Source organism: Megasphaera sp., from assembly GCF_047831605.1.
GTDB lineage: Bacteria > Bacillota > Negativicutes > Veillonellales > Megasphaeraceae > Megasphaera > Megasphaera intestinihominis.
In genome coordinates this window covers 1,588,359-1,610,310 of record NZ_CP181255.1, presented here as the reverse complement: position 1 = coordinate 1,610,310, position 21,952 = coordinate 1,588,359, and the positions used below count along the sequence as shown (strand labels likewise).

Here is a 21,952-nt window from a genome sequence, read left to right as displayed (position 1 = left end):
AAAAATAATAAATATCGTAAATTACCAACGATAATGAGCGAAAGCTTTGTTAGCTTCAGCCATTTTATGAGTATCTTCCTTTTTCTTGATAGCAGCGCCTGTATTGTTGAAGGCGTCCATCAATTCGCCAGCGAGCTTTTCTTTCATCGTGCGTTCGCCGCGTTTGCGGGCATAGCCGACAGTCCAGCGGATACCGAGGGACAGGCGACGGTCTGCACGTACTTCGACAGGAACCTGGTAGTTAGCACCACCGACGCGGCGGGCACGGACTTCCAGGACAGGCATAACGTTGTTGAGAGCCTGTTCGAATACTTCCAAAGGATCTTTATTCATTTTAGAACGGATGATGTCGAAAGCATCATAAACGATGGTTTCAGCGACACCTTTTTTGCCGTCCAACATAACTTTGTTGATGAAGCGCGTTACCAATTTGGAATGGTACACCGGATCCGGCAGCACATCACGCTTCGGCACGGGGCCTTTTCTTGGCATGTCTAATTCCTCCTCTATGCTATGTAAGTCATCTTGTTCATCTTAAATGGCAAATCTTATTTGCCTTTCTTAGCGCCGTATTTAGAACGGGACTGCTGACGATCTGCTACGCCAGCTGTATCCAAGGCACCGCGGACGATGTGATAACGTACACCAGGAAGGTCTTTGACACGACCGCCTCTGATTAATACAACACTGTGTTCCTGTAAATTGTGACCAATGCCGGGAATATAAGCAGTTACTTCGATGGAGTTCGTCAAGCGAACACGGGCAACTTTACGCAGAGCCGAGTTAGGTTTTTTCGGGGTAGCTGTGTATACACGAGTGCAGACACCGCGTTTCTGCGGGCAGTTTTTCAAAGCCGGTGCTGTCGATTTTGTGACGGCAACCTGACGTCCTTTACGAACCAATTGGCTGATTGTTGGCATTTGGGCACCTCCTCTCCAAACAATTAGATTTATAATGTAATCATCAACGAGCAGAGCTCATGAGATGATGTTACCGAAAATTATTTTAACAAGCCTACGGCTGCAGCTTTTACCTTGATGTGGCAGGCCATGCCCAATTCGGTCATGGTGTAAGCGCGGTCGACGGGGATGTGAGCGCCTTCGGCTTCTGCTATGAGCGGCGCTACGACCTGTTCATCGCAATCATTGGCGATGTACAGCTGTGTGACTTCGTTTCGTTTCATTGCTTTCAGGGTTTGCTTCGCGCCCACGGTCTTGCGGACACTGGCAGCTAGTTCCAAGCTCACGAAACCTCACTCCTTACGTCTTGCAATTTAGACGCAATGCATTCATTGCGACACTTAGATATTTTATCATCACGAATATGATATGTCAATGAGTTTTTGGGTAAAAACTGCGTAATCAGTACATTTTTTATTACACGTGTCCTAGTGATTCGTGAGCCACGAGCCTTCCCATATATACAAAACGGGCTCGCCACGTGCGAGCCCCTACGAACGACGAACCACTAACAACAAAAAAGGGCTGTCGCACATGCGACAGCCCTTTTTTACTCTCTTAATGTCCGGCTTCCGGTGTCGTATCGGCACCTTCCGGTGCGTCTACGGGGTTGCCTTCTTCGTCTTCATAGCTGATAGACGGAACGGGCTTTACGACCTTGATCTTGCGGTAGCGGCTCATGCCCGTACCAGCCGGGATGAGTTTACCGATGATGACGTTTTCTTTGAGGCCCAGGAGCGGGTCGATCTTGCCTTTGATAGCAGCATCGGTCAGGACACGGGTCGTTTCCTGGAAGGATGCAGCCGACAGGAAGGAGTCCGTTGCCAGTGCGGCCTTGGTGATACCGAGGAGCATCGGTTTGCCGATAGCGGGCTTGCCGCCATTGCTTTCGATGCGCTTGTTCATATCTTCAAAGATGTTGACGTCGATATAATCGCCCGGCAATACATCGGCATCGCCGGCGTCTTCGATCTTCATCTTGCGCAGCATCTGGCGTACGATGACTTCGATGTGCTTATCGTTGATACCAACACCCTGGGATTTGTATACCTTCTGTACTTCGTATACGAGGTACCGCTGGGTAGCTTCGACACCCAGGATGTGCAGGATGTCGTGGGGGTTGATGGAGCCGGCCGTGATGCGGCTGCCCTTTTCGATGAAGTCGCCTTCATGTACGACGAGGTGCGAACCGAACGGGATGGTGTAGCTCCGTTCTTCACCGTCCTTGGAAGTGACATGGACGATGTTGATATCGTGATGGTCTTCTTTTTCGGTAATCGATACGGTACCGCTGATTTCCGTGACGATAGCATTGCCCTTCGGCTTACGGGCTTCAAACAATTCTTCGACACGAGGAAGACCCTGGGTGATATCGCCGGCCGTTGCGACACCGCCCGTATGGAAGGTACGCATGGTCAGCTGTGTGCCCGGTTCACCGATGGACTGAGCAGCGATGGTGCCGACCGATTCGCCGACATTGACCTTGCCGCCCGTACCGAGGTCGCGGCCATAGCACTTCGCGCAGACGCCATAACGGCTGCGGCAGGTGAGGACGCTGCGGATCCGGACTTTATCATAGTATTTTGCAATTTCTTTGGCCTGGTCTGCCATGATTTCTTCGTTGAGGGCCACGATGACTTCGCCCGTTTCCGGGTTGACCAGGGTTTCGGCAGCCGTACGGCCTTCGATGCGGTCTTCCAGCGATTCGATGACGCCGTTGCCGCTGTCTTCGACGATAGCCGTGACTTCGACGCCGCGGATGTCGTTGTTGCGGACCTTGACTTCATCGACGTCGCTGTTGAGGATGCGGTCGATGGCATCTTCTGTGAGCGGCGTGCCTTTGGCGCAGATTTCAATGCCGTTGGAATCGATGACGGCTTTTTCGACAGTCTTGCCGAGCATATTTTCCGCCATGGATTTGCGGATAGCTGCGCGGAAACCTTCTTCCGGAGCACCGAGGGAAACCGTTTCGATGACGTTGGTGTGGTTCAGGTCATCGTTGATATCCATCTGGCTGCCGCGGAGGTAGAGTTTCGGGATCTGGTGTTCGATGACCGTATCCATATCGTCGTTGGTCAGGAGATGTTCTGCCGGGAAGACGATGTCGCCGGTTTCCGGATCCGCTACATCACGGGCCAGGACGCGGCCGATGAGCTTGTCGCGCAGGAGGTTGACGGCCTGGCGGCACGAGCTGGCCAGACGGGCCCGTTCGCGGACGAGGTCGATGCCGAATACGTCGCAGTCATCTTCACGGACGATGACGTCCTGAGAGACGTCGACGAGACGACGGGTCAGATAACCCGAGTCAGCTGTACGCAGTGCCGTATCGGCCAAGCCTTTACGGGCGCCGTGAGACGAGGTGAAGTAGTCCAGTACGGACAGGCCTTCACGGAAGTTCGCTTTGATCGGCAAGTCGATGATACGGCCCGACGGGTCAGCCATCAAGCCACGCATACCGGCAACCTGACGAATCTGGTCACGGCTGCCTCGAGCGCCGGAGTCAGCCATCATGAAGATCGAGTTGAACGGGTCCATGTTATCCATCATGACATCCGTAACGTCGTTAGTGGCCTTTGTCCAGATTTCGACGCTCTTGTTATAGCGTTCGTTTTCGGTAATCAAGCCGCGCTGATACATGGCATAGGCGTTCTGGACCTTCTTGTCGGCTTCATTGAGGATATCCCATTTTTCTGCCGGGATCTGAATATCAGAAATAGCGATGGACATACCGGCCTGGCGGGCGTAATGGTAGCCGATGGCCTTGATCTTGTCCAGAAGTTCTGCCGTCTTGGTATTGCCGACGAGGTGGAAGCAGGCATCGACGAGTTTGCCGATCTGTTTCTTGTTCATGAGGACGCCCAGGCAGTTGACGTCGACATATTCTTTATCTTTCTTGAATTCAGCCACAGCGGCTTCGTCGATCTTACGCTTCGGCAAGGGGCGCGTAGCCGTGAGGTCGACACCGAATTTTTCTTTCAGCTGCGAGAAACCATAGTCGCGGATATGGCCTTCTTCGTCTTTGATCTTGACGAAGTGGGACCAGTCGATGAGGCCGTTTTCATAGGCGAAGACCGTGTCCTTCGGGTCCGTGAAGACCATGACTTTATCCGTATGGAAGAGGCGCAGTGGTTCATAGATCTGATAGTTGTAGAGCAGTTTGCCTGCCGTCGTTTCGATGAGGCCGTGGCCAGGGATGCGGACCTTGATCAGGGCTTCGATGTCGATGACTTTGGCATCGTAAGCAAGCATGACTTCATCGTAGTTGGAGAAAATCTTGCCTTCGCCCTTGGCAGCCGGTTTGACCAGGGTCAGGTAATAAGCACCGAGGACCATGTCCTGTGTCGGGACGGCGACCGGTTTGCCATCTTTCGGAGCCAGGATGTTATGAGACGAAAGCATGAGCGTCCGCGCTTCGGACTGGGCTTCTACGGAAAGAGGCAGATGGCAGGCCATCTGGTCACCGTCAAAGTCGGCGTTGAATGCCGTGCAGACCAGCGGATGCAGTTTGATGGCGCGGCCTTCCCAGAGGATCGGTTCGAAAGCCTGGATACCCAGACGATGCAGTGTCGGGGCGCGGTTCAAGAGGACAGGATGTTCCTTGATGACGTCTTCCAGGACGTCCCAGACTTCACTGTTGACGCGTTCGACTTTCTTCTTAGCGTTCTTGATATTGGTAGCAATGCCTTTTTCGACAAGTTTCTTCATGACGAAAGGCTTGAAGAGTTCCAGGGCCATTTCTTTCGGCAGGCCGCACTGGTGCATCTTCATTTCCGGACCGACGACGATAACCGAACGGCCAGAGTAGTCGACACGTTTACCGAGCAAGTTCTGGCGGAAACGGCCCTGTTTCCCTTTCAGCATATCCGACAGGGATTTCAGGGGACGGTTGCCCGGGCCCGTGACCGGACGGCCGCGGCGGCCGTTATCGATGAGGGCATCGACGGCTTCCTGGAGCATACGTTTTTCGTTGCGGACGATGATGTCCGGTGCGCCCAGTTCCAAGAGGCGGCTCAGGCGGTTGTTACGGTTGATGACCCGGCGATAGAGATCGTTCAGGTCAGACGTAGCGAAGCGGCCGCCGTCGAGCTGTACCATCGGGCGCAGTTCCGGCGGGATGACCGGGATGACATCCATAATCATCCATTCCGGTTTGTTGCCGGAGTGGCGGAAGGCTTCGACGACTTCCAGCCGGCGGATAGCGCGGACGCGGCGCTGGCCCGACGAATCGCGGAGTTCATCGCGGAGCTGTTTGTCCAGCTGGTCCAGGTCCAGGCCCTGCAGCAGTTCCTTGACAGCTGCAGCGCCCATGCCGACGCGGAATTTATCGCCGTACATATCCAGATACTGACGATATTCCGTTTCCGTCATCAGCTGCTGCTTGGTAAGCGGCGTATCGCCCGGATCGAGGACGATGTACGAGGCGAAGTATAAGACTTTTTCCAGCGAACGGGGAGAAATATCGAGGATCAGGCCCATCCGGCTGGGGATGCCTTTAAAATACCAAATATGAGATACCGGTGTAGCCAGTTTAATATGGCCCATCCGTTCACGACGGACTTTGGCGCGCGTGACTTCGACGCCGCAGCGGTCGCAGACGACACCTTTATACCGGATACGTTTGTATTTGCCGCAGTGACATTCCCAGTCCTTTGTCGGCCCAAAAATGCGTTCGCAGAACAACCCATCCCGTTCCGGTTTCAATGTACGGTAATTGATCGTTTCTGGTTTCTTGACTTCCCCGTGGGACCATTCGAGGATCTTTTCCGGTGAAGCAAGACCGATCCGCATGGAATCGAATTCATTCACATCAAGCACTAATACCGCTCCCTTCTATCGACTCGTTATTCATCATCGTCAGCCTGTTCAGCTTCGGCGACGGCATCGAGGCTCATGGCACTCATGATGTCATCTTCGCCGCCGTTGGCGACGGGTTCCTGTTCTTCGCCTTCTTCTCCTTCGGCAGGAGCGTCTTCAGCCGGTGCAGCCGGTGTTTCCGGACCATTTTCACCTTCCATGACGCGGCGGAGTTCATCAGTCTGTTCCGGTTCCGTTTCATCGTCGAGTTCCTTGATGACGACTTCTTCGCCGTCTTCGTTCAGGATCTGGACGTCGAGGCCGATGGCCTGGAGTTCTTTGAGGAGGACCTTGAACGATTCCGGTACGCCCGGTTCAGGAATATTTTCACCTTTGACGATCTTTTCGTAAGCCTTGACACGGCCGACGACATCGTCAGACTTAACAGTCAGCATTTCCTGGAGGGTATAGGCTGCGCCATACGCTTCCAGAGCCCAGACTTCCATTTCGCCGAAACGCTGGCCGCCGAACTGGGCTTTACCACCGAGCGGCTGCTGCGTGACCAGGGAGTACGGGCCTGTCGAACGAGCATGGATCTTGTCGTCGACGAGGTGATGCAGTTTGAGGAAGTACGTGTAACCGACAGTGACGCGGCGGTCCATCGGTTCCCCTGTACGGCCATCATAGAGGACGGATTTGCCGTCTTCCGGCAGGCCGGCGATCTTCAGGGCTTCAAAGACGTCTTCGGCCTGAGCGCCGTCGAAGACCGGTGTTGCGATATGGACACCGGCGACGTCCGGTTTGGGCATGCCGTATTTATCGAAATCATAGCCGGCAGCGCGGAGTTTTTCTTCCAGGCCCGGATCCATTTCCTTGATCTGTTTGCCCAGTTCGTGGACAGCCCAGCCAAGGTGGGTTTCCAAAATCTGACCGATATTCATACGAGACGGTACGCCCAAGGGGTTCAGGACGATCTGGACCGGCGTGCCATCGGGCAGGAAAGGCATATCTTCCTGGCGCATGACGCGGGAAACGACACCTTTGTTGCCGTGACGGCCAGCCATCTTGTCGCCTTCGTGGATCTTACGTTTCTGGGCGATGTAGACGCGGACCAGATGGTTTACGCCAGGCGGCAGTTCGTCGTTATTTTCACGGGAGAAGATGCGGACGTTGACGACTTTCCCCGATTCACCATGAGGTACGCGCAGCGACGTATCGCGGACTTCGCGTTCCTTGTCGCCGAAGATGGCGCGCAGCAGGCGTTCTTCCGGTGTCAGTTCCGTTTCGCCTTTCGGCGTGACTTTGCCGACCAGGACGTCGCCCGGGAAGACGTCGGCACCGATCATGATGATGCCGTTTTCGTCGAGGTTCTTCGTGCTTTCTTCACTGACGTTGGGGATTTCACGGGTAATTTCTTCCGAACCCAGTTTCGTGTCGCGGGCATCACATTCGTATTCTTCGATGTGGATGGATGTGTAGATGTCGTTCTTCGGGAGTTCTTCACTGAGGAGAACGGCGTCTTCGTAGTTATAGCCTTCCCAAGGCATGTAGGCTACGAGGATGTTGTAACCAAGAGCTAATTCGCCGCCGTCCGTAGCCATGCCGTCAGCCAGGGGCTGACCTTCCGTGACCCTTTCGTTCTTATAGACCAACGGGTGCTGGTTGATGCAGGTACTCTGGTTGGAGCGGACGAATTTGATGAGTTTATATGTATCGACAGAACCAGAATCCGTGCGGACCTGGATGGTGTCGCCAGTAACGCGGGATACGACGCCGCTGTGTTTTGCCAGGACGCAGACGCCGGAGTCACAAGCCGTCTTGTATTCCATGCCGGTACCGACGAGCGGAGCCTGTGTGCGCAGCAAAGGTACTGCCTGGCGCTGCATGTTCGCACCCATGAGGGCACGGTTGGCATCGTCGTTTTCCAGGAAGGGGATCATGGATGTACCGACGGAAACGACTTCCTTAGGCGATACGTCCATGAAGTCGACGCGGTCAGCCGGGAATTCACGGGTATCTTCACCGTGACGGCAGGCAACGCGTTCGTGGACGAAATGGCCATCTTCGGTCAACGGTTCGTTGGCCTGGGCGATGACGTACTGTTCTTCTTCATCAGCCGTGATGTAGTGGACATCTTCCGTAACGACGACCGTTTCTTTATCGACGCGGCGGTACGGGGCTTCGATGAAGCCGAATTCGTTGACTTTACCGAAGCAGGCCAGGGACGAAATCAAGCCGATGTTCGGGCCTTCAGGCGTTTCTACCGGGCACATGCGGCCGTAGTGGGAATGATGGACGTCGCGGACTTCGAACCCTGCGCGTTCACGGGACAGACCGCCAGGGCCGAGGGCGCTCAGACGGCGTTTGTGCGTGATTTCTGCCAGCGGGTTTGTCTGGTCCATGAACTGGGACAGCTGGCTGGAACCAAAGAATTCTTTGATAGCAGCGACGACAGGACGGATGTTGATCAAGACCTGAGGCGTAATGCTTTCGGCATCCTGGATGGTCATGCGTTCGCGGACGACGCGTTCCATACGGGTCAGGCCGATGCGGAACTGGTTCTGCAGGAGTTCGCCGACGCAGCGCAGGCGGCGGTTGCCCAGATGGTCGATGTCATCGACAGTTCCGAAGCCGTCCATGAGGTTGAGAAGATAGCTGATGTGGGCGATGATGTCTTCGCGGGTAATCGTGCGGTGGTCATACGGAAGGTCGCTGTTGTTGCAGATGATCTTGTAGACCGAGCCGTCCGGTTTTTCGACGAAGGCTTCGACGAGGCCGCCGCCGTCACCGGCGGGCGCACCGTCGGCGATTTCGCGATGGAAGACGCCGCTTTCGCGGATCCTTTCAACTTCAGCCGAGCCGATTTCCGTATGGGCATCGACGATGACTTCCCCTGTTTCCGGGTTGACGATCGGTTCGTGCAAGGTCAGGCCAAAGAGGCGGCGTTCCCAGCCGAGTTTCTTGCCGGCTTTGTAACGGCCAACGCGGGCCATATCATAACGGCGCGGGTCGAAGAAGAGGCCTTCAAAGAGATTGCGGGCACTTTCAACGGTCGGCGGTTCACCGGGGCGGAGTTTCTTATAGATTTCAACGAGGGCTTCGTCCTGATTTTCCGTCGTATCTTTTTCAAACGTAGCCTTCAGGCGTTTATCGTCGAAGAAGAGTTCGAGGATGTCGGCGTTCGACGACCAGCCCAGCGCGCGGATGAGGACCGTGACAGGAATCTTGCGGTTGCGGTCGATACGGGCATAGACGATGTCGTTGGCGTCTGTTTCCAATTCGATCCAGGCACCACGGTTCGGAATGACCGTCGAATTGTACAGGCGGATGCCCATCGGGTCGATTTCGTGGCCATAGTAGACGCCCGGAGAACGGACGAGCTGGCTGACGATAACGCGTTCTGCCCCATTGATAATGAAGGTACCTGTATCGGTAATCAGTGGGAAATCACCCATGAATACTTCCTGGTCCTTGATTTCACCTGTTTCGTGGTTGACAAGACGGATTTGGACGCGGAGCGGTGCGGCGTATGTCGTATCGCGTTCCTTACATTCACGAATGTCGTACTTCGGTTCCCCTAATTTAAAATCCTCGAAGGATAAAGACAGGTTACCCGATGCATCTTCGATGGGAGAAATGTCTTTGAAGATATCTTTCAGTCCCTTTTCCAGGAACCATTCGTAGGATTTATTCTGTAAATCCAACAAATGAGGCATTTTCAAGACCTCGTTAATCTTAGCATACGTGTATCGAGTCCTTTTCCCTACTTGTACAGGTTTGAACATGCTGATTCTTCACCCCTTATAAAAAGTAAATCATTATGATAGCGTTGTACAGCGCCGTGTAAAGCGACAAAAAAGCAAGGCTCTCAGACGATTTGAACCTTGCTTAATTTTTTGCTCACCGGAAGCGCTTCCTCCATGTATCTCATAATATCAATTGAACATTTTGCAATGAGTTATTATAGCATAGCAAAGCGCTTCTGTCAATATTCTATTTTAACAATTTTCTAAAATTTACCCTTACTGATGAACCCGGGCCAAAGTGTATTTCTTCTTCCCTTTGCGTACGATGACGAACTTGCCGTTGGAATTCTTGTGAGGTTTGACAATTTCGTCGAGGGACGTGACTTTGACGCCGTTGATGGTGACCGCACCGTGGGTGATGTCTTCGCGGGCCTGGCGTTTCGATTTGTAAATCTGGGAATCGACGAGCCAGTTGACGACGTCTTTATCTTCGTTGGAAACGTCGACAGTCGGCATCTTGCCGAAGGCCTGTTCCAATTCGCTTTCCGACAGGTCGGCGATGCTGCCGTGGTACAGGGCTTCCGTGATGTTCTGGGCTTCCTTCAGGGCTTCCGGGCTGTGGACGAAAGTCGTGACTTCTTCAGCCAGGCGGCGCTGGGCCAGTCGTTTTTCCGGTTCTTTTTCGACCGATTCGGCCAGGGCGTCGATTTCTTCCTTGCTGAGGAAGGTAAAGTATTTCAAGTATTTGACGACGTCCGCATCATCCTGGTTGAGCCAGAACTGATAGAATTCAAAGGGCGATGTCTTTTCCGGGTCGAGCCAGACAGCGCCGCCGGCGGTCTTGCCGAACTTGGTGCCGTCCGATTTCAGCATGAGGGGAATGGTCAGGCCATAGGCTTTGGCATCGCTGCCGTGCATCTTGCGGATCGTGTCGATACCGGCCGTGATGTTGCCCCACTGGTCGGCACCGCCGATCTGCAGCTGGACGTCGTTATGGGAAAAGAGGTGTTCAAAGTCGATGGACTGGAGAATCTGGTAGGAAAATTCCGTAAAGGAAATGCCTGCTTCCAGACGGCTGGCAACGACTTCCTTGCTGAGCATGATGTTGACACTGAACAGTTTGCCATAATCGCGGAGGAAATCGAGGAGGCTGATCTGGCTGAGCCAGTCATAGTTATTGACGAAGGTGATGTTTTCCGAATCGCCGAAAAGATGCATGAACTGAGCCTTCAATTTTTCGGCATTGGCCTTGATTTTATCGAGAGTCTGGAGCTGGCGTTCCGTCTTGCGGCCGCTCGGGTCACCGATTGCACCGGTACCGCCGCCAATGACGACATACGGATGATGGCCGGCATTGGCAAAGCGTTTAAGCATCATGAACGGAATCAAGTGGCCGATATGCATGCTGTCACCCGTCGGGTCGACACCGCAATAGAGGGAAATGCTCTTTTCTTCCGTGAGCTTACGCAACCCTTCTTCATCTGTCATCTGATTGACGGCACCGCGCCAAGACAATTCATCAATAATATTCATCGAATTCGCTCCTTTTGTATAAAAAATGATAAGTTACTCTTCATTATAACGACATGAACGTATTACGTCAATGATGGGCGCCAAAGGCGCCCGCTGTTCGCAGACCGCAGGCCGCAGGCCGCAAAACCACGCCACATTGGCCCGCTTGGTATATGGCTGACTATTCGCGGCGGGCTCGCCACGTGTGAGCCCCCTACCGATAATTACAGGAAGGCTATCGGCTTACGCGGTTGACCAGGAAGCCGCCGAGGATGGCCGCCGTGAGGGACGCGGCGATGATGGCGGTCTTGGCCGTCATCAGGACCGGACTGCCGGGAAAGGCCAGGCCGGCGATGAACAGGGACATGGTGAAGCCGATACCGGCCAGGAGGCCGACGGCCCAGAAGTGTTTCATCGTCAGCCCTTCTGGCAGGGACGCTTTTTTCAAGGCCGTCAACAGCCAGACGGCCAGGCCGATGCCGATGGGCTTGCCCAGGACCAGGCCAGCCAGGACGCCCAGTCCCGGTGCCGACGCCAGGCCGGTCAGGCCGCTCAGGTCGAGGCGGATGCCGGCGTTGGCCAGGGCGAAGACGGGCATGATGACGAAAGCCGAGACAGGCGTCAGGGCGTGTTCTGCCCGCAGCAGCAGGCCTTCCCTTCCATCCTTGCCGGGCACGGCCGGCATGGCGAAGCCCGTGAGGACGCCGGCCATGGTCGGATGGATACCGCCGTAGAAGAAGGCCAGCCAGATGAGGATACCTCCCACAGCGTAAAACCAGGCTGATTGCCAATTCCTGCGGCACCCAGCCAGCATCAGCAGCCAGACGATGAGGCCGCCGGCCAGGACCGGAAGGTTGAGGGAACCGGCATAAAAGACAGCGATGACGACGATACCGCCGAGATCATCGACGATGGCCAGGGCCGTCAAAAAGACGACGAGGCTGCGCGGCGCTTTCGGAGCCGCCAGGGACAGGACGCCCAGGGAAAAGGCGATGTCCGTCGCCATGGGGATGCCCCAGCCACCAGCCGTCGGCAGGCCGGCATTGCACAGGCCATAAATCGCAGCCGGCACGAGCATGCCGCCTAAGGCCGCAGCCATGGGCAGCATCGCTGCCGACCGGGACTTCAGTTCTCCATAGAGGAATTCCCGCTTCACTTCGGCGCCGACGACAAAGAAGAACAGCGCCATGACGGCGTCATTGACCCAGTGCAGCAGGGACATGTGCGTCCCTGCCGGCAGCGGGGCCTGGAGCCAGCGTTCATAAGCGGGACCGAAGGGAGAATTAGAGATGGCCATGGCAAGTATCGCACAGGCAATGAGTAACAGTCCGCTTAACGATTCTCGTTTCATATTTCCTCCTTAACTAGGCGGGCCGCCCTTTGGGACGGCCCCTACGGGTTCGGACGGCGTTCGAGGATGACGCCCTGGCGGTAGGCTTCCAGCAGGGCCTTCAGGTCGTGGATCATCTGGAGGAGTTTCTTGCCGTTATCCGTGTCGCCGATCATGACGCGCTTCGGTTCCAGTTCGACCTGTGTCGATTCGGAATCGATGTCGACGTTGTTCATCAACGCCTGGTAGACATCTTCAAAGGGGTAGTGAGATTTGATGCGTATGCCGTGGGAGTTGAAGATGAGCGTGTAGCCGGCAATGCCCGTCGACCCCTGGTAGGCCTTGCAGAAACCGCCGTCGATGCAGATTTCCTTGCCTTCCGCCCTGATAGGGCTTTCGCCTTTCTTGACCTTGACCGGCGTATGGCCGTTGATGATGTGTCCCTGAGGCGAGTCGATGCCGAATTCGTGGAGGATCTTGATGCATTCGTCTTTATCGCGATTCAGGCGGTAGTAGGCATTCTGCGGTTCTTTCCACGTCGATTCGTCTATGATGTAACTCCGTTCAAAAGTCTTGACGATGCGGCCGGATACAGGGGAATCGGCACCGCACCAGAGGTACCACATATAGTCCAGGCTGTCAGTATCGCGCTGGTCATAAGCCCGGCGGATGAGGTGTTCCGCCTTATCCATGAAGGCTTTGCCCTTATACGGCTTACCGTCGAGGTAGATTTCCTTAAAGCTGCCGTCTTGGTTGAGGGGCAGGCCGCCGTGGAACAGGAGGTTGTTATTCATGCAGCGGTATAACGAGCCGTGGCTGTAGAGGAAGCGGATGTGGCGCTGCAGGCGTTCGCTTTCGGTAAATTCGGCCTGGATGTCGTTCATGAGCTGGTGTTCTTCCGGCGACAGCGTGTACGGGTCCTGGGGATTGACCGTCGGGAAGTCCTTGGTCTTCAATTCATACGTCTTGCCATCGAGAGTGATGACGCCTTTTTCCCAATCAATCTTGTGGAACAGCAGGCGGTCGTCCATATTGTAGTCGGGATGGCGGTAAATGGTCTGACCTTCCAGCTTGGCCACGATGACGTTGATGGCCTTGACCATGGGCTCAATGCCGTCGTCCTCTTTATACGTCTGCAAGGCAAAGAGGGCAAAGGGCCGAAGGCTGATGCCATAGCCGCTTTCTAATATTTCCATATTATGGTAACGGATGTTATTGCGCAGGACATTGGCGATGCAGGCCGCGTTGCCGGCAGCAGCACCCATCCAGAGGACGTCGTGGTTGCCCCACTGGATGTCCAGAGAATGATGATGCATGAGCGTGTCCATGATCTTGTCGGCATGAGCGCCGCGGTCGTAGATATCGCCGATGATGTGCAGGTGGTCGACGGCCAGCCGTTTGATGAGATTGGCCAAAGCGTAAATGAATTGGCGCGTACTTCCCGTTTCCAAGATGGTGTCGAGAATCTTCATGTGATAGACCAGCTGGTTCTGGTCTTCATCGGGCTGGGCGTGCAAGAGTTCATCGATAACGAAGCGGAAGACTTCCGGCATGGCTTTACGGACTTTCGACCGCGTATATTTCGACGACAAGAGCTTGGCCAGGTCGATCATCCGTTCCAGCGTCGTCCGGGCCCAGTCATCGTTGACCTTGCCTTCGCGGTAGAGCATGTTCAGCTTTTCCTTAGGATAATAAATAAGAGTCAGCAAGTCGTCCTGTTCGGCCTTGCTCATCTTGTCAGAAAAAATCATTTCCACTTTTTCGCGGATGACGCCGGAGCAGTTGTTGAGGATGTGATAGAAGGCTTCGTATTCACCGTGCAGGTCACTCATGAAGTGTTCTGTCCCTTTCGGCAGGTTGACGATGGCCTGCAGATTGATGATTTCCGTGAACGTCGCCGCCTGCGTGGGATACTCCTTGGACAGGAGCTCCAAATAGCGCAAATATTCCGGGGAATAGGTATCGTACGTTTCCATGTTGCGTACCTCTCTTTCTTATATAGTATATGTTGTATGGCTTATTTACTTTCTATTGTATATCATCATTGTCAGGGTGACTAGGTTCTTTTTCTGATTTTCGTCACCTTCCTCTCCATTTTGTTTAACTGGTGTATACAATTATTCCTCCAGCAAAAGACAAAGGGCCGTCTTCCCCCTTCTTCCTCAATAAGTATAGTTCTATTTATACCATGATTTTGATTTATATTGCAATTATTTTTAACGAATACCTCCCTTTAACTTACTATAACGTTTATCTTATACCTTAAAAATCCTTGAATTTTGACGTTCTCTTTCACATAGTGGCAATGCAGTGCCATCATGGAAAAATCTTTTCCTCATTGTGGTATTTGCAAGGACGGAAAAACATGTTATTATGTAATTGTAGAAATCAGTTTTAGGTATAATTAATTTTAAATGAGGTGATTACATATGAATAAGTATTTGGAATCTGTCATTGAAAATGTACGCACGAAACACGCAAACGAACCGGAATTCGTCCAGACCGTCGAAGAAGTCTTCAGCTCCCTGGACCCTGTCGTCGAACGCCACCCGGAATATGAAAAGTTCGACCTCCTCAACCGTCTCGTCGAACCGGAACGGCAATTCACATTCCGCGTCGTCTGGCAGGATGATGCAGGCAAATACCACACCAACACGGGCTACCGCTTCCAGTTCAACGGCGCTATCGGGCCCTACAAAGGCGGCCTTCGTTTCCAGAAGAACGTATACTCAGGCATCATCAAATTCCTGGGCTTTGAACAGATTTTCAAGAACGCACTGACCGGCCTGCCTATCGGCGGCGCCAAAGGCGGGGCTGACTTCGACCCGACGGGCAAGTCCGACGCTGAAATCATGCGTTTCTGCCAGAGCTACATGCAGGCTCTCTATCGCTACATCGGTCCCGATGTCGACGTACCGGCTGGGGACATGGGTGTCGGCGGCCGTGAAATCGGCTACCTCTTCGGCGAATACCGCCGCCTGAAAGGCTGCTTCGAAAACGGTGTCATCACGGGCAAAGGCTTCAGCTTCGGCGGTTCCCGCATCCGTCCGGAAGCTACGGGCTACGGCGCCGTATACTTCCTGGAAAACGTTCTCAAAGACGACGGCCAGGACATCAAAGGCAAGACTATCGCCGCTGCCGGCTTCGGCAACGTAACCTGGGGCATCTGCAAGAAAGCTACGGAACTGGGTGCCAAAGTCGTTACCCTCTCCGGTCCGGACGGCTACATCTATGACCCGGACGGCGTCGCTACGCAGGAAAAGATCGACTACATCGTCGAAATGCGCAACAGCGGCCGCAACCGCGTCCAGGACTATGCCGATAAATTCGGCGTCGAATTCTTCCCGGGCGAAAAACCGTGGGGCCGCAAAGTCGATATCGTCATGCCGTCGGCTATGCAGAACGACGTCCATATGGAACAGGCTAAACAGATTGCTGCCAACAAGATCCGCTACTACATCGAAGTCGCCAATATGCCGACGACCAACGATGCCCTGAAATTCTTACTCGATCAGAAAGACATCATCGTCGCTCCGTCGAAAGCCGTCAACGCCGGCGGTGTCGCTACATCGGCCCTGGAAATGAGCCAGAACAGCGAACGCCTGGTATGGACTGCCAAGGAAGTCGATGACCGTCTCCACGAAATCATGAACACCATTTACCAGAACTGCAAAGACGCAGCTGCCCGCAACGGCCTGGGCTACAACCTCGTAGCCGGTGCCAATATCGCCGGGTTCGAACGCGTCGCCGACGCTATGCTGGCACAAGGTGTCTTCTAAGGTATACCTGAAACTGAATATATAGAGCGTGAAAAAAGGAGCTGTCGCATCGCGACAGCTCCTTTTTTCTGTAGGGGTCGCCACGTGGGCGACCCGTTCACGCAAATCCGTTTTCCAAGTATTTCACATATACCTAACGGGCTCGCCCTCTACAGCGGTCCGTTTCAGCAGCCGTCTTGCCATTCCTTGCAGTCATGACCTGACAGGCTGAAAAGGCATGTGCGAGCCCCTACAAACTACCTCTATCAGGAGAGGCTCTTCGCCGTGAACTCATCTTTCATCTGCTGGCGCAGGGCCGTGTCCTGGGCGAAGAGCAGGGCCAGGCGTGCCATGATTTCGGCGCCTTTGACGATGGTCGGTTCGATGGTCCTGGCCTTGACGGCATTGGCGATGTCCGTCGAGTGTTCCGGCATGGGGACGTCGCCCAAGGCCAGGTGGACGTGGACGGCCGGGCACTGATGGCTGACGTTGCCGACGTCGGAGCTGCCGCAATCCTTTGGTTCTTCGTAAGGGATCCCCATGGCCTGGAGGACCTGTTCCGACGCTTTCGTCGCCGCTTCATTCCAGACCATGTTATCGAATTTGCAGCCCATTTGGGTGACGTCATATGTCGTTTCCGTAGCAATGGCCGCCCCTTTGAAGCAGTTCATGACCTTGGCCACGACGGTATCGAGATATTCCCGTTCGCTGTGGCGGATACAACATTCGACTTCGGCGTAATCGGGGACGACGTTGGAGGCGGCCCCACCGTTTACGATATACGAGCCGATTCGCGTTTCCGGCCGGACGTGCTGGCGCAGCATATCGACGGCGTGCAGGGCCAGCATGGCCCCATTCAGGGCATTGCGGCCGTTCCAGGGTTCACCGGCGGCGTGAGCCGTCTGGCCGTGGAAGGCAATGCGGTAGTCGTCGAGGGCCAGGAAATGGGAATTGGCATTGGTCCGGGTCGGCGACACGTGGACCATGACGGCGAAATCATAGTCCTTGAAGACGCCCTGGTCGCACATGATGACCTTGCCGCCGCGCAGTTCTTCGTCCGGTGTGCCGATGAGGTCGACGTCGACAGGCAGATCCTTCAAATCCTTTAAGGCCGCAGCGGCCAGGAAGCTCATGGCACCATTGGCCGAATGGCCGCAGCCGTGGCCGACGCCGGGCAGGGCGTCGTATTCCGCCAAAAGGGCCATCTTGAAGACGGGTTTATCGGCCCGATGAGCGATGGCTCGGAAAGCCGTCGGCTGACCGGTGAACTGTTCTTCCACTTCCATGCCCAAAGAACGGCACAAATCGACGTAGTGGCGGCAGGCATGATATTCTTCACCGGACAGCTCCGGGTCGTCAGCAATGGTATAGTTGAGCTGAAAAGCCTGGGCTTCATGGGCTTTCAAAGCTTTCTTCAAATCTTCGAGGGTATTCATTTTCTAAAAAAACTCCTTCTATCCAATGATAAACATATATAAGGGAATGATGACGATGCCCATGACGACGGTGATAAAGCTGACTTCCGTCGAATAACGGACATCGGCGCCGACGGACTTGGCGACGACTGTCATCTGGGTCATGGCCGGCATACTGGCCTGCATAGTAAAGACCTGGGCCGACATGGGCGTGACCGGGATGAAGGGCAGGAGCACCAGGACGCAGGCCGGACAGACCAGGAAGCGGCCGACGAGGGCGCCGATGATGTCCCGGTCCCAGCGGACCGACGCCAGAGAAATGCCCGTCATTTCAATGCCGATGACCATGAGCGACAGCGGCGTCGCCATATTGCCAACGTATTGGAACGACGTCAGCAGGAAATCAGGCAGCTTGATATTGGCCATAATCAGGACCAGGCCAGCCAAAAAGCCCAGGAGCGGCGGCGAAAAGACTTTCTTCAGGGTCTGCAGGGAAAACAAGGGCATATTCCCCTTGCCGCCCAGACTGTCGTTGACGATATGGTAGACGCCGAGGGTCCAGAACATGGTCGTGTTGGCCATGTAATAGAGCATGACCGACGGCACGCTCTGCGTCCCGAACAGGGCCAGGTTGACGGGCAGGCCGATGAAGATGGTATTGGCAATGAAAAAACAAGTGATGAAGACGCCCTGCCGGTCCTGGCGGATGTGCAGGACTTTGGCCGCTATGCGGCCGACGGCATAGGCCAAAAGGATTGACGCAAAGGGCAGGAGCAGGTCCGGCGCGATGCGGAGCAGCGAATCATGGGTAAAGTCCTTTTCCAGCTGGCAGAGCATGTATAAGGGCAGGCTTATCTTCATGACCAGTTTGGTAAAGACAGCGCTCATGTCCGGCCCGAACCAGCCTTTCTTGGCCAAGATGAAGCCGATGGAAATGATGAAGAGGACTTCAAAAATACCTTGTAAACCGTGCAATACGCCTTCCACGTTACCGCTTCCCTTCTAAATGATATAACTCAGGCCGCCGGTCGCGAAAGACATTGATGCGGCTGCGGATGTCTTTGATGACGGACAAGTCGATTTCGCCGGTAACGATTTCCTCACCGTCTCCTCCTTGGGCCAGCACTTCGCCCCACGGGTCGATAATCATAGAATGGCCACAGAAGCGGTAGTCACCGCAGGTACCGCAGCTGTTGACGGCGACGACGAAGAACTGGTTCTCAATAGCCCGGCCCCGATTGAGTATCTGCCAATGAGCCAGCCTGGGATGAGGCCAGGCGGCCGGGACAAAGAGGATCTGGGCACCGGCCAGGGCCGCCATGCGGACCCATTCGCCAAAGCGCAGGTCATAACAGGTAATCGACGCCATAGGGATGTCGCCCAGGAAGAAAGTATTCAAGTGATCTCCCGGCGCGAAGACCTTCTCTTCCCCACCAGGCGTGAATAAATGGCATTTGTCATACGATGAGACGCGATTCCCCTCTTCATCGACGATATACGTCGTATTGTACAGGCACCCGTCGTGACGGCGGACAATGGAGCCGCCGATGAGCTGGATATGACAGGACGCAGCCAGGTCCTGCAAAAACGCCTGGGCCTGGCGGCCCTCTTCATCGGCCAGGTCATAAACATCAGGCGGGTAGAACGACAGGTCCCACAATTCAGGCAGCACGGCCATATCCGAACCAGCCCTGGCCGCCTGTTGGACGCGGCGCCGGACCTGGTCGAAATTGGCCAGCCTGTCGCCGGGGACGATAGGAAATTGAATGAGTGAGATTTTCACTGCACTTCCCCCTTTCTTTAATTTTCATGTCAATTTAGCTTTATTATATACCATACTATAGTATGTAAAAAGTATTTTTTTAGAATACCGCTGGACGACTTGAAAAGAGGCGGCCGCCTTGTTATAGTAAAATTAATTATCGCATAAAGAAGGGGTATCATGGAAGAAAATGAAAAGATGAAAGATTGGCTGACAGAACTCATGAGCTGTACAGCCTGTCACTTACGGGACGAAGGCAATCGCGGACCGACGCGCTATTCCGGCGATTGTGCGTCGCCGCTGATGTTCGTCGGCGAAGGGCCTGGCGGTGTGGAAGATGAATACGGCGTTCCCCTCGTCGGCCCGTCGGGGCAGCTCCTCGACAAGGCCTTGTGGAGCGTCGGACTCACGCGGGACCACGTCTATGTCACCAACATCGTCAAGTGCCGGCCCAAGAACAACCGCACGCCGACCCTGGAAGAAGGGCGCCACTGCGCGGACATCCATTTGGTCAAAGAAATCGAACTGGTCCAGCCGAAAGTCATCGTCTGCCTAGGCAAAGTCGCCTTCCAGTATTTCTATGGCCGCGCCGCCAGCATCATGCGCAACCGAGGCAAGTGGTTCACGTGGCGCGGCTATGACATCATGCCGACATATCACCCGGCCTTTCTCCTGCGCCAGACCGGCCACGAACTGGTCGAATCGAAATGGCAGGTCTACTACGACTTCAAAGCGGCTGTCGAAAAAGCCAAAGCCGCCATGCCCGACTATACCTATCAGAGCCCGGAAAAGCCGGACCTCCTGGCCCAATATGCAGCATTAAAAGAGAGCCGGCATTGGTAAATGGCCCTTGAAGGCTGCAGTTCGCAGGCCGTGTAAAAAAAGGCTGTCGCAGATGCGACAGCCCTTTTTTCTGTAGGGGCGCCACGTGGGGCGCCCCCTAGAAACTCTGACGAAAAAGGTCACTACATGATGACCATACCCATCATCAGTCAAAAATACGGTCGTACAGGTGGCTCCGTTCGAGGAATTCTTCGACTGTCGGGAAGCCGAGTTTCTTCAATAATTCGATGACGTAGGGATTTTCCATGGGTGTCTTGTAGGCCGCCTGTTTGCCGTAGGCCTGGACGTTGACCTTGCCTTCTTCTTTCTTGATGATGGCCCGGGGACCGCCGACGCATCCGCCCAGACAGCCCATGCCTTCAAAGAAGTTGCCATCGCGGTTGCCGGCCAGGATGTCGTTGATCATGGCCTTGCAGGCCGGGACGCCATCGGCTTTGCGCGTCTTGATGTCGACTTTGCGGTCCGGGTTCAGCTGATGGACCGTTTCCGTGACGGCTTCAGAGACGCCGCCGGCATAGGCGTAGCAGATGCCCGCTTCCGAAGCGTGGGGCACGTTGTCTTCCGGCAGGGATGCCAGGTCGATGTCCGTAACCGTCAGGAAGTCGCGCAGTTCCTGATAGGTCAGGACGTAATCAATAGCGCCTACCAGGTCCGGTTCTTTCCGTTCAGCTTTCTTAGCCAGGCAGGGCCCGATGAAGACAGTCTTGGCATTAGGATGCAGGGCCTTAACTGTACGGCCGCCGGCAATCATAGGCGAGACAGAGCCCGGGACGTTGGGCAGGAGCTGGTGATAGAGCTTCTTGATCATGGCAATCCACATGGGGCAGCAGCAGCTGGTGAGCTGGAACTGGTCTTCATTGTTGATGTTCTTGTCGAATTCCAGGGCTTCTTTCAATGTCAGGATATCGGCAAAGACGGCGACTTCCAGCATACCCGTGAAACCCAGGCGCTTGAAAGCTGTCCGCAGTTTCCCCATGGTAACATCGGGACCGAACTGACCGGATACGGCAGGAGCAACCAAGGCGTAGATAGGGCCGTCGTAGTCGTGCAGTTCCTGGACGACAGGGATAAGGTCTTTCCGCGTCTTCAGGGTATCGAGCTTGCAGGCATCGACGCAGGCCTGGCAGCCGACGCACTGGCTGTCGTCGATGGAGATGCCATCGGGACCGGACGTGATAGCGCCCCAGTCACAGGCTTCCTGGCAGTGATGTGGTTCATCGGGCGGACAGAGACAGGGCTTGACCCGCCAGATCAGGGGATGGTCGTCGGGATGAGCCAGACAATCGATCAATTTCGGGTCACCATCGACACCGACCGGTTTACCGTCAGCAGCCCGTTTAAGCATCTGCTGGTACAATTCATCTAATGTTTTCATGAGGAACCTCCTTTGTGAACATCTGCTAACACAGACTAATACAGCTTTATTGTAGCAGATTTTTCGTTATTACAACAGTTTTATGATAATTTTATGTTCTATATTGAAAAAGCCTGCCCAGATTGCTATAGTGAGTACGATTTGCAAAAAAAGGAGGCTTTTTTCATGAAAGGCATCGCCGATTTTACACGCGGTCCAGTAACGAAACAATTAATCTGTTTTGCCCTGCCCCTCTTCAATCAAGCGTGTTATATATTCGGATACGGTTAAGCCGCTTTCCTTTACTTTTTCATCAAGCATTTTCTTTGTATGAGCTGTACACCGAGTATTTATTTGGACGGTTTTCTTTTCTTTCTCTTCCCTGTCATAATATTCCTTTCTGTTGTTTAACTGTTTTTCGATATTACGTTTCCTCAAAGATTTACTCATAATATGACCACCTTTCTTTGCTATACAGT

15 protein-coding genes are annotated in these 21,952 nt (G+C 54.4%); 2 read left to right on the top strand and 13 right to left on the bottom strand.

Annotated elements, in window-relative coordinates; genetic code table 11:
- Nucleotides 1–21: 21 nt before the first annotated feature.
- From rpsG to ACFWUB_RS07625, 8 genes are all read right to left on the bottom strand, one after another.
- Nucleotides 22–492, bottom strand: coding sequence for a 30S ribosomal protein S7 (gene rpsG, locus ACFWUB_RS07660; protein WP_014015731.1), 471 nt, complete (start codon nt 490–492; stop codon nt 22–24).
- A gap of 56 nt (nt 493–548) precedes the next feature.
- Entirely contained in the window at nt 549–920 is a 372-nt protein-coding gene (rpsL, locus tag ACFWUB_RS07655) for a 30S ribosomal protein S12 (protein ID WP_014015730.1), read from the bottom strand.
- Nucleotides 921–1,000: 80 nt separating this feature from the next.
- Nucleotides 1,001–1,246 carry a L7Ae/L30e/S12e/Gadd45 family ribosomal protein gene (locus ACFWUB_RS07650; RefSeq protein ID WP_020310059.1) on the bottom strand — a complete coding sequence of 82 codons (246 nt, stop codon included), beginning with the start codon at nt 1,244–1,246 and terminating at the stop codon, nt 1,001–1,003.
- 271 nt (nt 1,247–1,517) lie between these two features.
- Complete coding sequence (gene rpoC / locus ACFWUB_RS07645) at nt 1,518–5,747, bottom strand: DNA-directed RNA polymerase subunit beta' (RefSeq protein WP_416184394.1); 4,230 nt, start codon at nt 5,745–5,747, stop codon at nt 1,518–1,520.
- 53 nt (nt 5,748–5,800) lie between these two features.
- Entirely contained in the window at nt 5,801–9,538 is a 3,738-nt protein-coding gene (gene rpoB / locus ACFWUB_RS07640) for a DNA-directed RNA polymerase subunit beta (protein WP_416183749.1), read from the bottom strand.
- A gap of 237 nt (nt 9,539–9,775) precedes the next feature.
- Complete coding sequence (tyrS, locus tag ACFWUB_RS07635) at nt 9,776–11,032, bottom strand: tyrosine--tRNA ligase (protein WP_292281787.1); 1,257 nt, start codon at nt 11,030–11,032, stop codon at nt 9,776–9,778.
- A 214-nt stretch (nt 11,033–11,246) separates the two neighbouring features.
- Nucleotides 11,247–12,362, bottom strand: a complete 1,116-nt coding sequence (gene nhaA, locus ACFWUB_RS07630; protein ID WP_071601821.1) for a Na+/H+ antiporter NhaA — start codon at nt 12,360–12,362, stop codon at nt 11,247–11,249.
- 41 nt (nt 12,363–12,403) lie between these two features.
- Nucleotides 12,404–14,317: a fructose-bisphosphatase class III gene (locus ACFWUB_RS07625; protein ID WP_020310063.1), complete on the bottom strand. Its 1,914-nt coding sequence runs from the start codon at nt 14,315–14,317 to the stop codon at nt 12,404–12,406.
- Nucleotides 14,318–14,770: 453 nt separating this feature from the next.
- Between ACFWUB_RS07625 and gdhA the strand changes: the two genes are divergently transcribed.
- Nucleotides 14,771–16,120: an NADP-specific glutamate dehydrogenase gene (gdhA, locus tag ACFWUB_RS07620; RefSeq protein ID WP_292298414.1), complete on the top strand. Its 1,350-nt coding sequence runs from the start codon at nt 14,771–14,773 to the stop codon at nt 16,118–16,120.
- A 245-nt stretch (nt 16,121–16,365) separates the two neighbouring features.
- Here the strand turns inward: gdhA and ACFWUB_RS07615 are convergent, their stop codons facing one another.
- From ACFWUB_RS07615 to ACFWUB_RS07605, 3 genes are read right to left on the bottom strand one after another with little or no spacing between them, the layout of a single operon-like run.
- Nucleotides 16,366–17,535, bottom strand: a complete 1,170-nt coding sequence (locus tag ACFWUB_RS07615) for a M20 family metallopeptidase (protein ID WP_020310065.1) — start codon at nt 17,533–17,535, stop codon at nt 16,366–16,368.
- 18 nt (nt 17,536–17,553) lie between these two features.
- Nucleotides 17,554–18,501 (bottom strand): AEC family transporter, encoded by a 948-nt coding sequence (locus tag ACFWUB_RS07610; RefSeq protein ID WP_020310066.1) that lies wholly within the window; start codon nt 18,499–18,501, stop codon nt 17,554–17,556.
- A gap of 1 nt (nt 18,502) precedes the next feature.
- Entirely contained in the window at nt 18,503–19,297 is a 795-nt protein-coding gene (locus ACFWUB_RS07605) for a carbon-nitrogen family hydrolase (RefSeq protein ID WP_416183748.1), read from the bottom strand.
- A gap of 159 nt (nt 19,298–19,456) precedes the next feature.
- On the opposite strand from ACFWUB_RS07605, the gene ACFWUB_RS07600 reads away from it, so the two are divergent.
- Nucleotides 19,457–20,119 (top strand): uracil-DNA glycosylase, encoded by a 663-nt coding sequence (locus ACFWUB_RS07600; RefSeq protein ID WP_020723726.1) that lies wholly within the window; start codon nt 19,457–19,459, stop codon nt 20,117–20,119.
- Between the two features lie 145 nt (nt 20,120–20,264).
- Here the strand turns inward: ACFWUB_RS07600 and ACFWUB_RS07595 are convergent, their stop codons facing one another.
- The gene (locus ACFWUB_RS07595; RefSeq protein ID WP_020311845.1) at nt 20,265–21,494 is read right to left on the bottom strand and encodes a [Fe-Fe] hydrogenase large subunit C-terminal domain-containing protein; all 1,230 of its coding nucleotides are present in this window, start codon (nt 21,492–21,494) and stop codon (nt 20,265–20,267) included.
- 210 nt (nt 21,495–21,704) lie between these two features.
- Nucleotides 21,705–21,923, bottom strand: coding sequence for a plasmid mobilization protein (locus tag ACFWUB_RS07590; protein ID WP_292261670.1), 219 nt, complete (start codon nt 21,921–21,923; stop codon nt 21,705–21,707).
- Between the last annotated feature and the right edge of the window lie 29 nt (nt 21,924–21,952).